General features: G+C 69.0%; 12 protein-coding genes. 7 read left to right on the top strand and 5 right to left on the bottom strand.

Annotated elements, in window-relative coordinates; all coding sequences use genetic code 11:
- Positions 1 to 30 precede the first annotated feature (30 nt).
- The gene (locus tag ACWDZ6_RS11605) at positions 31 to 195 is read right to left on the bottom strand and encodes a hypothetical protein (protein ID WP_451502714.1); all 165 of its coding nucleotides are present in this window, start codon (positions 193 to 195) and stop codon (positions 31 to 33) included.
- Positions 196 to 268: 73 nt separating this feature from the next.
- Here ACWDZ6_RS11605 and ACWDZ6_RS11600 point away from each other — a divergent pair, with 73 nt between their 5' ends.
- Positions 269 to 634, top strand: a complete 366-nt coding sequence (locus ACWDZ6_RS11600) for an ArsR/SmtB family transcription factor (protein ID WP_451502713.1) — start codon at positions 269 to 271, stop codon at positions 632 to 634.
- 648 nt (positions 635 to 1,282) lie between these two features.
- Here the strand turns inward: ACWDZ6_RS11600 and ACWDZ6_RS11595 are convergent.
- A complete protein-coding gene (locus ACWDZ6_RS11595; RefSeq protein ID WP_451502712.1) occupies positions 1,283 to 2,476 on the bottom strand; it encodes an RtcB family protein in 1,194 nt (397 codons plus the stop codon).
- Between the two features lie 163 nt (positions 2,477 to 2,639).
- Between ACWDZ6_RS11595 and ACWDZ6_RS11590 the strand changes: the two genes are divergently transcribed.
- From ACWDZ6_RS11590 to ACWDZ6_RS11580, 3 genes are all read left to right on the top strand, one after another.
- Positions 2,640 to 3,470, top strand: a complete 831-nt coding sequence (locus ACWDZ6_RS11590) for a DUF3558 domain-containing protein (RefSeq protein ID WP_451502711.1) — start codon at positions 2,640 to 2,642, stop codon at positions 3,468 to 3,470.
- A 124-nt stretch (positions 3,471 to 3,594) separates the two neighbouring features.
- Positions 3,595 to 4,314 carry a DUF3558 family protein gene (locus tag ACWDZ6_RS11585; RefSeq protein WP_451502710.1) on the top strand — a complete coding sequence of 240 codons (720 nt, stop codon included), beginning with the start codon at positions 3,595 to 3,597 and terminating at the stop codon, positions 4,312 to 4,314.
- A gap of 108 nt (positions 4,315 to 4,422) precedes the next feature.
- Complete coding sequence (locus ACWDZ6_RS11580) at positions 4,423 to 5,862, top strand: DUF2637 domain-containing protein (RefSeq protein WP_451502709.1); 1,440 nt, start codon at positions 4,423 to 4,425, stop codon at positions 5,860 to 5,862.
- Between the two features lie 106 nt (positions 5,863 to 5,968).
- On the opposite strand, the gene lysS is transcribed toward ACWDZ6_RS11580, so the two are convergent.
- On the bottom strand, positions 5,969 to 7,702 hold the full coding sequence (gene lysS / locus ACWDZ6_RS11575) for a lysine--tRNA ligase (protein WP_451502708.1): 1,734 nt from the start codon (positions 7,700 to 7,702) through the stop codon (positions 5,969 to 5,971).
- 198 nt (positions 7,703 to 7,900) lie between these two features.
- Here lysS and argS point away from each other — a divergent pair, with 198 nt between their 5' ends.
- Positions 7,901 to 9,667: an arginine--tRNA ligase gene (gene argS / locus ACWDZ6_RS11570; RefSeq protein ID WP_451502707.1), complete on the top strand. Its 1,767-nt coding sequence runs from the start codon at positions 7,901 to 7,903 to the stop codon at positions 9,665 to 9,667.
- Between the two features lie 22 nt (positions 9,668 to 9,689).
- Here the strand turns inward: argS and ACWDZ6_RS11565 are convergent, their stop codons facing one another.
- Positions 9,690 to 11,027, bottom strand: a complete 1,338-nt coding sequence (locus ACWDZ6_RS11565; protein WP_451502706.1) for a helix-turn-helix domain-containing protein — start codon at positions 11,025 to 11,027, stop codon at positions 9,690 to 9,692.
- A gap of 327 nt (positions 11,028 to 11,354) precedes the next feature.
- Between ACWDZ6_RS11565 and ACWDZ6_RS11560 the strand changes: the two genes are divergently transcribed.
- Positions 11,355 to 12,071 (top strand): DUF4232 domain-containing protein, encoded by a 717-nt coding sequence (locus ACWDZ6_RS11560; protein ID WP_451502705.1) that lies wholly within the window; start codon positions 11,355 to 11,357, stop codon positions 12,069 to 12,071.
- Between the two features lie 90 nt (positions 12,072 to 12,161).
- Here ACWDZ6_RS11560 and ACWDZ6_RS11555 read toward each other — a convergent pair whose 3' ends face one another.
- Positions 12,162 to 12,431: a DUF1876 domain-containing protein gene (locus ACWDZ6_RS11555; protein ID WP_326651744.1), complete on the bottom strand. Its 270-nt coding sequence runs from the start codon at positions 12,429 to 12,431 to the stop codon at positions 12,162 to 12,164.
- Between the two features lie 175 nt (positions 12,432 to 12,606).
- On the opposite strand from ACWDZ6_RS11555, the gene ACWDZ6_RS11550 reads away from it, so the two are divergent.
- A complete protein-coding gene (locus ACWDZ6_RS11550; RefSeq protein WP_451502704.1) occupies positions 12,607 to 13,359 on the top strand; it encodes a DUF4253 domain-containing protein in 753 nt (250 codons plus the stop codon).
- The last annotated feature ends 127 nt before the right edge of the window (positions 13,360 to 13,486 follow it).

Here is a 13,486-nt window from a genome sequence, read left to right as displayed (position 1 = left end):
TGGTCAGTCTCCAGAAGTGGGTGCGAGGAATCAGCGGGCAGAGAGGACTCTCAGCTGGGTGCGCTGCTGGTGAACGGCGGCCCAGTAGGTGCTGTCGCACACCTGCCCGCGGCCGTCGCAGAAGCTGACGCCGGCCAGGTGACGGGCCGCGCGGCGAGCCCGGGTGGTGAGCACGGTCCGCATCAGTCCTGCCATGACAACCTCTTATATAGATACCTGTCGATGCCTGGAGCTTGTCACTTGCATCGACAAGTGTCAACATAGACGCATGTCGAAGTCTGAAATTGCGGAGCTGCCACTCCTGGACACCGAGGCCGCAGTGCCGTGCTGCCCGCCGATCACCGCCGGGGAGCTCTCCCAGGGCGACGCGGAGAAGATGGCGGCCATGTTCAAGGCGCTGTCCGACCCGGTGCGGCTGCGCCTGTTCTCGCGTATCGCCTCATACCCGGGCGGGGAGGCATGTGTGTGCGACATCTCCGACGTCGGCGTCTCGCAGCCGACCGTTTCGCATCACCTGAAGAAGCTGCGCGAGGCGGGACTCCTGACCTCCCAGCGGCGCGGGACGTGGGTCTACTACCAGGTGGCCCCGTCCGTGGTGGCGGCCATGGCCGCCATGCTGGACCTGCGCACCTGACCGCCTGCCAGCGTTGAAGACATGGGTCCTGGCGTTCGGCGCCGGTGCTCGGAGGTCTGAACGAATCTTGAGCGGGAGCCCAGTGCCTCGCCCGGCTCAGCCGGCGGCGCGGCTGTCCCGGCCAGCAGGTTGACCGCAACAGGCACGTTCTTCGGCGTCCGGCTTGGGCGCGACGGTGCGTGCCTTGACCTGGATGACCGCGCCGCGTTGGCCGGCGAGGAGCAGCCTGTCGCCCAGTTCGCCCCGATCCCTTGCTGGCGTGTTCGGCCTGCTGGAAGACGAAGTCGGGCATGCCCCAGGTGGCTGCGGCGGTGTGGGCGGCCGCCTCGGCGCCGGGTCCGTGCTCAACATTGGCAGGCAGCGGCAGGGCGGGCGCTATGCGGCGCATGTACGGCCCGTTGGAGGTGTCCACGACGAGCGTGAAGGCGCTCGAATCGTCGTCCTCGATGAAGCGCCACAACGTGGATGAAGGCTGTTCGGTCACGATGCCATGAGACGCGCCGATCGGCTGTCAGTGCTCCGGCTTTTCGGTGTCAGCGCAGGTCGAAGATCTGCCGTGCAGCATCCCGGGCAGCCGGCCGACTCCGATGAGGGGCCGCGGACGCCGCACATTGTGCGGCGTCCACGGCCCCTCGACGGTAGGCGCCCTCAGCCCTTCACGCAGATGACCTGCTTGAGCTTCGCGACGACCTGGACCAGGTCCCGCTGCTGCTCCATCACCTTCTCGATCGGCTTGTACGCACCCGGGATCTCATCCACGACGCCGGAGTCCTTACGGCACTCCACACCCCGCGTCTGCTCCTCCAGATCCTTCGTCGAGAACCGCCGCTTCGCCGCGCTACGGCTCATCTTCCGACCCGCCCCGTGCGACGCCGAGTTGAAGGACTCGGCGTTCCCGAGCCCCTTCACGATGTACGAACCGGTGCCCATCGACCCCGGAATGATGCCGAACTCCCCGCTGCCGGCGCGGATGGCGCCCTTCCGGGTGACCAGCAGGTCCATCCCCTCGTACCGCTCCTCCGCCACATAGTTGTGGTGGCAGGAGATCACCGGCTCGAAGGTCACCTTCGCCTTCTTGAATTCCTTGCGGACCACGTCCTGGAAGAGCCCCATCATGATCGCGCGGTTGTACTTCGCGTACTCCTGCGCCCAGAACAGGTCGTTCCGGTACGCCGCCATCTGCGGGGTGTCCGAGATGAAGACCGCCAGGTCGCGGTCGACCAGGCCCTGGTTGTGCGGCAGTTTCTGTGCCTCGCCGATATGGAAGTCGGCCAGTTCCTTGCCGATGTTCCGTGATCCGGAGTGCAGCATCAGCCAGACCGAACCCGATTCGTCGAGACAGAACTCGACAAAGTGGTTCCCGGATCCAAGCGTTCCCATCTGCTTCGTCGCCCGGTCCTGACGGAACTTGACCGCATCGGCCACCCCGTCGAACCGGCTCCAGAAGTCGTCCCATCCCGCCGTCGGGAAACCGTGCACGCGGCCCGGGTCCACCGGATCGTCGTGCATCCCCCGGCCGACCGGAATCGCCTGCTCGATCTTGGTGCGGAGCCGGGAAAGGTCACCCGGCAGATCGTTCGCGGTGAGCGAGGTCTTCACGGCCGACATACCGCAGCCGATATCGACTCCGACCGCCGCCGGGCAGACCGCGCCGTGCATCGCGATCACCGAGCCGACCGTGGCGCCCTTGCCGTAGTGGACGTCCGGCATGACGGCCAGGCCCTTGATCCAGGGCAGGGTGGCGACGTTCCGCAGCTGCTGCATCGCACCGCCCTCAACCGTCGAAGGGTCGGCCCACATCCGGATCGGGACCTTGGCGCCCGGCACCTCTACATACGACATAACTCCTCGATTCCCCCGTAAAAGCCTAAAACACAAAATCCGGTGCCAAGGACCGCAAAAGACTCAACGGACCGGCATCCACGGCAGCGTGTGCGATAGACATTGTGTCCATCGGCCGCCATCGGGCGGCAACCGCTTTTCCTCCCGAAAGGAGCCTGGGACCGTGCAACGAAAGGCGTACGTACCCGGCCTGGCGGCGCTCCTCGTCGCGCTCGTCGCCGGCTGCACCGCCGGCACCGGCACCGACGGCTCCACCACCGACTCCAAGGCGGGCGGAGCCAAGTCCTCCGCCGCTCCCCCGGGCAAGTACCGCACTCTCCTCGAGCCCTGCCGCTCCGTCGAGCGCTCCACCCTCAAGGACTTGCTGCCCGGCGCCGCCGAGCTCCCCGAGGACCAGCAGCAGAACGTGTACCGCGGTACGGCCGCCGTCACCTACGACACCGACCGCCGCGTCGGCTGCAGCTGGAAGGCCGACGCCCCGGACGCCTCCCATCACCTCACGCTCGACTTCGAGCGCGTCGTCTCCTACGACGGGGCGGTGAGCGACGAGGACCGGGCTCAGGAGGTCTTCGCGAAGAAGCAGGCCGCGGCCTCGCTGCCGGTTGCCGTCGACCCCCGTGGCGGGAAGGGACAGGAATCCACGGCCCCCGCACAGTCCACGGCACCCGCGACTCCGCCGACCACTCCGACCACGCCGTCCACGCCGACCGGCACAGGAACGCCATCGGGCACCGGCACCCCCGACGGACTTGCGCCGCGGGTCCTCGAGAGCCTCGGCGACGCCGCCTTCCTCGACGACGTCCTCACCGGGGCCGGGGCCGGTTCCACCGCCCAGCGCCGCACCGTGAGCGTGGTCTTCCGCACATCGAACGTCATCGTGACCATCGTCTACGCCGAGCAGGCCGCCGTGACGACAGAGGTCCCGGACAGCAAGGAACTGCAGGAAAAGGCACAAGGGCTGGCCCGTGGACTGGTCGAGCAGTTCACCGACTGAGCGGGCCCGAGGACGAACGTACGTATCCGGAGACACACCCGTGGACGGGCCATGTCCGCGTACCGTGGCCTCGCCGACCGGACCCTACGACAACCGGACCGTACGACAATCGACTGAAGGAACCATGCACCGTTCAGCCCCGCGACTCACCCGCATACTCGCCTGCGCAGCCGTCCCGGTGATGCTTGTCGTCGCCGGCTGCTCGTCCGACTCCGCCGGTGACAGCAAGAAGGACTCTTCCTCCTCCTCCGCCTCCTCGTCGGACGTGCAGAAGCCGGCGACCGTCGCACCCGCGAAGTACTCGAGGCTTCCCGAGCCCTGCAAGACGATCTCCGCGAAGACGATCGAGCAGCTGGTGCCGAAGACCAAGGTCAAGTCGGGCACCGCCGGCAAGTCCACGGACATCGCCAACCGCGGCAGTTGCTCCTGGAACGGTCTGGACGACAACGGCGTCAAGGGCTCGCAGTACCGCTGGCTCGATGTCTCCTTCCTCCGGTACGAGTCCGAGTCGTCCCTCGGTATCAGCGGCGAGAAGCGCGCCGAGGACAGCTACGCCAAGGAGATCTCCAAGGCGAAGTCCGTGGAGGGCGCCAAGAAGGTGCGGAGCTCGCCCGCGGCCGGCCTCGGCGAAGCGGCCACGGCCGTCGGCTACGACCTGGAGAAGACCGGCGAGGACTTCACGTATGCGACGGTCGTGGCGCGCACCGGCAATGTCGTGATCACGCTCACCTACAACGGCACCGGCTACGCGGGCGCGAAGAGCCCGTCCGCCTCCGACCTGATGAAGGACGCCATGACGGCGTCGAAGGAGGCTGTGGCCTCGGTCACCGCCGCCAACAAGTAGGTTCCGCACCCGGCCTGTTCACGGGGCCCGTCGCTCCCCGGAGGGACGGGCTCCGCAAGCATGTGCCAGGCTGTGCCCGCTGGATTCGAAAACGGGAGGGGATCGCGGGTGGCCGCGATGCAGCTGACACGCACGCACCGCATACTCATCGGGCTCGTCGTCACGGGCGCGGTCATCATCGCCGCGATCGGTTTCGCGGGGTCGTACGCCGCCGTACGCGAGCTCGCCCTGAAGAAGGGCTTCGGCGACTTCTCCATCGTCTTCCCGATCGGCATCGACGCGGGTATCTGCGTCCTGCTCGCCCTGGATCTGCTGCTGACCTGGCTGCGCATCCCCTTCCCGCTGCTCCGCCAGACCGCCTGGCTGCTCACCGTCGCCACCATCGCCTTCAACGGCGCGGCGTCCTGGCCCGACCCGCTCGGCGTCGGCATGCACGCGGTCATTCCGATCCTGTTCGTCGTCTCGGTCGAGGCGGCGCGGCACGCGGTGGGCCGGATCGCGGACATCACGGCCGACAAGCACATGGAAGGTGTACGCCTCACCCGCTGGCTGCTGTCCCCGATACCCACGTTCAAACTGTGGCGCCGGATGAAGCTGTGGGAGCTGCGCAGTTACGAGCAGGTCATCAAGCTCGAGCAGGACCGGCTGATCTACCAGGCCCGCCTCCAGGCCCGCTTCGGACGGTCGTGGCGCCGCAAGGCCCCGGTGGAGTCGCTGATGCCGCTGCGCCTCGCGAAGTACGGCGTACCGCTGGCGGAGACGGCTCCGGCGGGGCTGGCAGCGGCGGGCGTCGAGCCGGCACTGCTCCCGCCGGCACCGGCACCCCAGCCCCAGCCCCAGTTGCCGCGGGCGCAGGCTCAGGGCCGGGCCCAGGTCCAGGAGCCCGGCGGGCCGGAGTGGCCCCAGGAGCACGAGGAATTCGAGCAGGACGAGCAGTACGCGCAGTACGAGCAGCACGACGGCCAGATGCAGGGCCAGGGCCGGATCCAGGCCCAGGCCCAGGGAGACCAGCAGTACGCGGAGCAGCAGTACCAGCAGGAGAACCTCGAGAGCCCCTGGTTCGCGGCTCCACAGGTCCCGCAGGACGCGTACGAGAGTGCGTTCAACCCGACGTACGTCGAGGGTCTGGAGCCCACCCCGGTACGCGTCCCGGCGGGCCCCGGCCGCACCCGGCCCCTCGGTGGCGTCGTCCCCGGCCAGCGCACAGACGCCCCGGCCCAGTACGCCGAGCCCGGCCCCGCCGCCGGGCAGCAGCAGCCGGCCGAGGAGTACGCCGACCCGGAGTCGGAGGTCGAGGAGCTTCCGACTCCGGGTCTGCCCGACGACCTCACGCGCGAGGAGGCGTACTTCAACGCCTTCCGCAAGTACGTCAGCGAGCACGGCGACTTCCCCAACGCCCGGCAGTTCGGCCTCTATCTGATGGACCTCTACGGCATCACGGGCCGCACCGGCGGCCCGCTGAGCGAGAGCTCGCTCAGGGGCTATCTGCGGGACTTCCGCTACCGCTACCAGACCGAACTGGACGCGGACGCCGAACACATCGCATAACCAGGACGCACCCGACCAGAACCCGAGAACTCGCGTAACCAAGACTCGGGGCAACGCCACAGGGCCCTCGTCCGATCCCGGACGAGGGCCCTGTGTACAGGGGCAGCTACGCGCCGAGCAGCTTCCGCACCCGCTCGGCCCCCACCGCCAGCAGCAGCGTCGGCAGCCGCGGCCCGGTGTCCTTACCGACCAGCAGGTGGTAGAGCAGCGCGAAGAAGGACCGCTGCGCGGCCTTCAGCTCCGGCGTCGGCTTGGCGTCGGGCTCCAGGCCCGCCAGCACCTTCGGCACGCCGTAGACGAGCGTCGTCAGACCGTCCAGCGACCAGTGCGTGTCCAGCCCCTCCAGGAGCAGCCGCAGCGACTCGCGCGCCTGGTCGTCCAGCGAGCCGAGCAGCTCGGTGTCCGGCTCCTCTCGGACCAGGGTGCGCTGGTCGGCCGGGACCTGGGTGGTGATCCAGTTCTCGGCGCGGTCCAGCCGGGGCCGTGCCTCGTCCAGCGAGGACAGCGGGTTCGCCGGGTCGAGATCACTCAGGATCCGGATCGTCTGCTCGTCGTGACCCGCCGTGATGTCGACGACCGAGGCGAGCGTCCGGTACGAGAGCGGGCGCGGCGTACGCGGCAGCTCACGCGCGGCCGTCCGCGCGGCCCGTGAGTGCGCCGCGGCATCCGCCGGCAGCGCGGTCCCGTCCGCGACCTTGGCCTCCAGCTTGTCCCACTCGTCGTACAGCCGCTGGATCTCCTGGTCGAAGGCGATCTTGAAGGACTGGTTCGGCTTGCGGCGCGCGTACAGCCAGCGAAGCAGCGGCGCCTCCATGATCTTCAGCGCGTCGGCCGGCGTCGGCACGCCGCCACGGGACGACGACATCTTCGCCATCCCGGAGATTCCCACGAACGCGTACATCGGACCGATCGGCTGCACGCCGTCGAAGATCTCGCGCACGATCTGCCCGCCGACGACGAACGACGATCCCGGCGAGGAGTGGTCGACACCGCTCGGCTCGAAGATCACGCCCTCGTACGCCCAGCGCATCGGCCAGTCGACCTTCCAGACCAGCTTGCCGCGGTTGAACTCGCTCAGCCGCACGGTCTCGCCGAAGCCGCACGCCGTGCAGGTGTACACGAGCTCGGTCGTCTCGTCGTCGTACGAGGTGACGGTCGTCAGGTCCTTCTCGCACCGGCCGCAGTACGGCTTGTACGGGAAGTACCCGGCGGCGCCCCCGCTGCCGTCGTCCTCGGCGGCCGCGCCGGAACCCTCCGCCGCCTCCAGCTCCGCCTCGTCCACCGGCTTCTGCGACTTCTTGGCGGGCGCCTTCTTGGTCCGGTACTGGTCGAGGATCGCGTCGATCTTGCCGCGGTTCTTCATCGCGTGCAGGATCTGCTCGCGGTAGACACCCGAGGTGTACTGCTCGGTCTGGCTGATGCCGTCGTACTCGACACCCAGCTCGGCCAGCGCCTCGACCATCGCGGCCTTGAAGTGCTCGGCCCAGTTCGGGGAGGCCGACCCGGCCGGTGCGGGCACCGAGGTGAGCGGCTTGCCGATGTGCTCGCCCCACGAGTCGTCCACGCCGGGGACCCCGGCAGGCACCTTGCGGTACCGGTCGTAGTCGTCCCACGAGATCAGATGACGGACCTCGTGACCGCGCCGCCGGATCTCGTCCGCGACCAGGTGCGGGGTCATCACCTCACGGAGATTGCCCAGGTGAATCGGGCCTGACGGCGACAGACCGGACGCGACGACGACCGGTTTGCCAGGCGCACGTCGCTCCGACTCGGCGATGACCTCGTCCGCGAAACGGGAGACCCAGTCGGTCTCGGTGCTGCTCTGAGCCACGATCGGCACGTCCTTGAATGCTTGGGGGTTCTCTTGCGGGTTCTCGACAGGCGTCGTACGCCATTGTCCCAGACGGAACGCCCCACTCGGAGGTTGCTCGTCCCGGACGGAAACCGGACAGAACTCGGGAGAAAGAGGCTGCCGCCCCATGGGACACTTGACAACCGAAATAGACCTCTCGACGAGACTCGACAAGAACGGAAGCTCATGGCCTCGGTCCCTTCCCTCGCTTCGACCGTGCAGCAGCGCCTCGCGGACGCCCTTTCGGCAGCTCTGCCGGAAGCCGGCTCCGCCGACCCCTTGCTGCGACGTAGCGACCGGGCCGACTTCCAGGCCAACGGCATCCTGGCGCTCGCCAAGAAGCTGAAGGGCAACCCGCGCGAGCTGGCGGCCAAGGTCGTCGAGGGCCTGCCCACCGGTGACCTGCTCAAGGAGATCGAGGTCTCGGGCCCCGGCTTCCTCAACATCACGCTCACCGACGAGGCGATCGTGAAGACCCTCGCCGCACGCGCCGCCGACGAGCGGCTCGGTGTCCCGTACGCCGAGAACCCGGGCACCACGGTCATCGACTACGCCCAGCCGAACGTGGCCAAGGAGATGCACGTCGGGCACCTCCGCTCCGCGGTGATCGGCGCCGCGATGGTCGAGATCCTGGAGTTCACCGGCGAGACGGTGGTCCGGCGCCATCACATCGGCGACTGGGGCACCCAGTACGGCATGCTCATCCAGTACCTGATCGAGCACCCGCACGAGCTGGACCACGAGGGCGGCGAGGAGGTCACCGGCGAGGAGGCGATGTCCTCGCTGAACCGCATCTACAAGGCTTCGCGCGCGCTCTTCGACTCCGACGAGGCGTTCAAGGACCGCGCCCGTAACCGGGTGGTGGACCTTCAGGCCGGAGACCCCGAGACGCGCGCCCACTGGCAGCGGTTCGTCGACGAGTCGAAGATCTACTTCTACTCGGTCTTCAACAAGCTCGACATGGAGATCCGCGACCCCGACATCGTCGGCGAGTCCGGCTACAACGACATGCTCGACGAGACCTGCCGCCTCCTGGAGGAGTCGGGCGTGGCGGTCCGCTCGGAGGGTGCGCTGTGCGTGTTCTTCGACGATGTGAAGGGACCGGACGGCAACCCGACCCCGCTCATCGTCAGGAAGAGCAACGGCGGCTACGGCTACGCGGCCACCGACCTCTCCGCCATCCGCGACCGGGTGCAGAACCTCAAGGCGAACACGCTCATCTACGTCGTGGATGCCCGGCAGTCCCTGCACTTCAAGATGGTCTTCGAGACCGCGCGCCGGGCGGGCTGGCTGAACGACGAGGTCAAGGCCGTCCAGCTGGCGTTCGGCACGGTGCTCGGCAAGGACGGCAAGCCGTTCAAGACCCGTGAGGGCGAGACGGTACGGCTGGTGGACCTGCTGAACGAGGCGATCGAACGGGCGACGGCGGTCGTGCGGGAGAAGGACGAGGAGAACCAGCTCACCGAGGAGGAGATCGCGGAGCGCGGTACGCAGGTGGGCATCGGCGCGATCAAGTACGCCGACCTGTCGACGTCGGCGGCGCGGGACTACAAGTTCGACCTCGACCAGATGGTCTCGCTCAACGGCGACACGTCGGTGTACCTGCAATACGCGTACGCCCGTATCCAGTCGATCCTGCGCAAGTCGGGCGACGCCAAGCCGGGCGCACACCCGGAGCTCGAACTGGCCGCGGCGGAGCGGGCATTGGGTCTGCACCTGGACCAGTTCGGCGAGACGCTGGCGGAGGTCGCGGGCTCGTACGAGCCGCACAAGCTGGCCGCGTACCTCTACCAGCTGGCCTCGCTGTACACCACGTTCTACGCGCTGTGCCCGGTCCTGAAGGCCGAGACCCCGGCCCAGGTCGAGAACCGCCTCTTCCTGTGCGACATCACCGCCCGTACGCTCCACCAGGGCATGGCGCTCCTCGGCATCCACACCCCCGACCGTCTCTGAACTCAACGCCCCTCGGAGACTCTCAGGGACCCTCAGGACGCTCCTGCGCGACCCAAGCGCTCTTGTCCGGCCAGTACCCGTACTCGGTCCGTCCCTTGATCGCGCTCGTACGGAACGGCTTCCCGTCGTCGTCGACACGCACCGTCCCCCGCCGGTCCCCGCTGCTCCAGTCGAGCTCGAGGTACCAGCTGACATCGTGTCCCTCGGTGTGGAGGTCGAGGTTGAGCACCTGCGGATCGTTGGACGCGACCTTGTACGGGAAGTCCTTGGCGGGCACGACGGTGTCGCCGTCCTGCCCCGCCACGGGCTTCACCAGCGGCTGCCCGGCATCCAGGTCGATGTCGAAGGCCTGCGGGGTGATGCCACCGCCGCAGCCGTAGGACATCGAGTACGCCTTCCAGTCGAGGGGTGCGCTGCGCGCAACGACCCGTACATGCACGGCGTTCAGCACCACCGAGTCCGCCGTCTTGCCCGTCGCGGTCAGCTGAAGCAGCAGGTGGCCGCCGTCCACCCCGCCCAGCGCACGGGCCCAGCTCCGGTTGTCCTGCGGCGCGGGCGGGGGCGGAACGGCGTCGGGCGCCTGGTCGAGGAGGTAGTACTGACCGCAGGGCTCCTCCCAGTTGTACGAGCTGACGCCCACCCGCAGCGGTACGCCGCCGGACTGGGCCGGAGGCGTGGGGGCCACGCCCGCGGCCGGTGTCGCCGCCCGGCTCCCGCTGGGCGAGGCACTCTTGGCCGGGCTGCCGCTCGGCGAGGCGCTCGGTGACGCGGAACCGGGCGCGGCGGTGCCGGGCGGGGCACTGGCCCCGGCTACGGCGGGGGACTTCTGCTTGTCGTCCTGGTCCTGCGTTGCCGCGTGGCTCGCGATGAAGGCGGCGGGCACGGCCAGGGCGACAACGGCGCCTGCGGCGAGCGCGATCCGCAGCCTCTTGGGGTCGCGGGTGCGACGCCCGGCCCCACCCTCGGGCACCGCTCCCCGCTCGGACGCCACCTCCGGCACGGCCACCTCCGGCACGAGGTCCGGCTCAGGCACAGGGCCCGGCTCAGGCACGGGGCGCGGCTCAGACACCTCCGGCACAGGTTCCACCGCCGCGCCCTCGACCCGCGCACGCCGACGCGCGCCGTCCGCCAGGATCCATCGCCGGTGCAGCTCCACAAGCTCGTCCGGCGTCGCCGCGCAGAGCCGGGCCATCCGCTCCACGGGGGCGTAATCGGTGGGGACGGCGTCGCCGTTGCAGTACCGGTGGAGCGTGGACGTACTGACGTGCAGCTTGCCCGCGAGGATGCCGTAGCTGCGTCCCGAGCGATCCTTCAGTTGCCTGAGCAGGGCCGCGAACTCCTCGGCCTCCAGTGTCGCCACGTGCGGTGTTCCCCCTCGTAAGCGCTGCCGACTGTCCCGGAAAGCCGTTCCAGGGACGGGGTATCCCCCCAGGTCACCGTACGCGCAAGCGTTCCAGCATCCCCAATGGTTCAGGGGCTGTTGCGGCCGGAATCGGCCGCCACGCAGTCTGTGATCACACCGCACAGCCCACCGGGAAGCAGCCGAAGAAGCCATGCCAACCCGCATACGCAATTGCCTCATCGATGTGGTGGCCGTGCTTGTGGTGATCGCAGCGACTGCTGTCGTCACGGCCCTCATCTGCCAGTTCTGATCCACAGACGATCCACACGGGGAGAACCGAACACCATGCGCAACGCCCGTATCCGCACCACCGCCGTCGCCGCCACCGCTCTGCTGGCCGCCTTCTCTCTGACGGCCTGCCAGTCCGGCGACGACAGCGACGCCGACGCAAAGAAGTCGGGCGCGGCGGCCGCGTCCACGAGTACCCCGTCCACGGGCGCCAAGCCCGCGCCCAACCCCACGAACACCCCCGCGGGCAGCGACAACCGCACCGGCAACGGCGGCCGTTCGACGGGCGGCGGCAAGAACAGCAGCAGCGGCGGCAAGGGCACCGGCAAGGCGGACGGCTCCGGCCCCGTCACCGCCGCCTGCATCGGCGAGAACACCAAGGTCACCGTCAGCAAGGTGAGCCGCCCCGTCAACCACCTGCTGCTCACCATGACCAACACCGGCTCGAAGGCGTGCAACGCCTACCACGCCCCGCTCCTGCGCTTCGACGACGCCCAGGCCGTCACGCAGATCATGGACTCCAGCAAGCCGCAGGCGGTCGTCACCATCGCTCCAGGGGAGTCCGCGTACGCCTCGCTCCTCCTGGAGGCCGACGACAGCGGCGAGAACGGACAAACGGTAGAGAAGCTCACCGTCCACTTCGCCCCGCGCAGTGGCTCCGGCTCAACCGAAACGGCCCCCGACGTGCTCACCCTCCCCGCCGGCACGTACGCCGACTCGAACGCCGCCGTCAGCTACTGGCAGAGCACCATGGCGGACGCGCTCACCTACTGAGGCGCGCAGGGCGCGTACGGCGCCCAGGACTCGTGGAGCGCACGGGTGCGTCCCCCGCCGGAAACCCGGCGGGGGCCGTACCGCATCCCGTCACATCAGTGCGTGCGACTTTCTGCCCGAGGCCTCGTCGATCTCCGTGTGGGCCTTCTGCAGCAGTTGCGAGGCCATGTCCATGAGCGCTCGTGCGCCCGCGATCTCCTCGCCGACCCGCAGCTGTTCCGAATCGGACGGGTGGCGCTGGGCATTGCCGTGGCCGCGTATTTCCGTGCCGTCGCCCAGTCTCACCATGGCGGCCGCCCTGGTCCGGTCGCCTTCCTCAGTGAATTCCATCTCTACATGCCATCCGACGAGTGTCTGCATGGCGGATCACCTCCGGTACCTCTTCCAGAGTGCGCCGCCGGAGGCGAGATCACCACTAGTCGTCGGCTCCGGCCCGCCCGGCCCCCATGTCCACCCCCACCACCCCCGCCTGGGCCGCCTTCAGCGCGACCGTGCTCTGGGCCGATTGTCAGTGGCGGCCCCTAAAGTCGCCTGCATGGTGATCAACCCGAACGCACTCGGCCTCGATCTGCCGCCCGGTGCCATGCGCGTCCAGCCGTCCCTCTGGTACGCGAACGAGCCCGCGCAGCCCAGCACTTGGGCGCGACTCCTGCCCGCCCGGGAGGCGTCCGGCATGCATCCTGTGCTGCTTGTGAACGACAAGGGCCACACCTGGGACCGGGATCTCGGGCTCGCCCAGGTGTCGGATCCGGACGACCACGACGCCGAAGAGGTTCTGCCGGCCCTGTGGGACCACGTCCAGGCGGAGGACGGCGACGAGGACGACGCGGACACCATCGCGCCCTTCACGACCGAGTGGCCCGGCCTCGCCCCGGCGGGCGAGCCGGAGGCCGACCCGGACGTCACGGCCGCCGGTGTCGCCGCCGGGCTGCTGGAGGCCGGACAGCTCGGGGACGCCCGGGCCGGGCTGATACCCGTACGCCGCAGCGCGGACATCCCCGCGGCGCTGGGCTGGACCGGCGCCTGCAATCACGCGGACACCGGCCCGCTGTCCGCCGTGCTGCGCTCATGGGAGGACCGCTTCGGCATACGGGTCGTAGCGCTCCACTTCGACCGCCTGGACATCTCCGTCGCGGCCCCGCCCCGCACGATGGCGGAGGCCCTGGCCGTCGCCGCCGAGCACCACGCGTTCTGCCCGGACAACGTATGGCAGGGGTACGACACGATCCGCGAGTACGCGGAGTCGGCTCTGCTCGGCCGACAGCACTGGACCTTCTGGTGGGACTGACGGACATTTTCGGCTGAACTTCCACCGCATTGGTCTATACCTTGACTCGATCACGACAACACGCTTGAGTGTGCGGCACAGCCCCCCACCGCGGCCTGTCCGGACGACAACTGTCGTTCCGGACAAG

The sequence above is a fragment of the Streptomyces sp. NPDC002926 genome, assembly GCF_053591755.1.
Note: the sequence above shows the minus strand (reverse complement) of the source record. Positions and strands in the feature narration are given on the sequence as shown.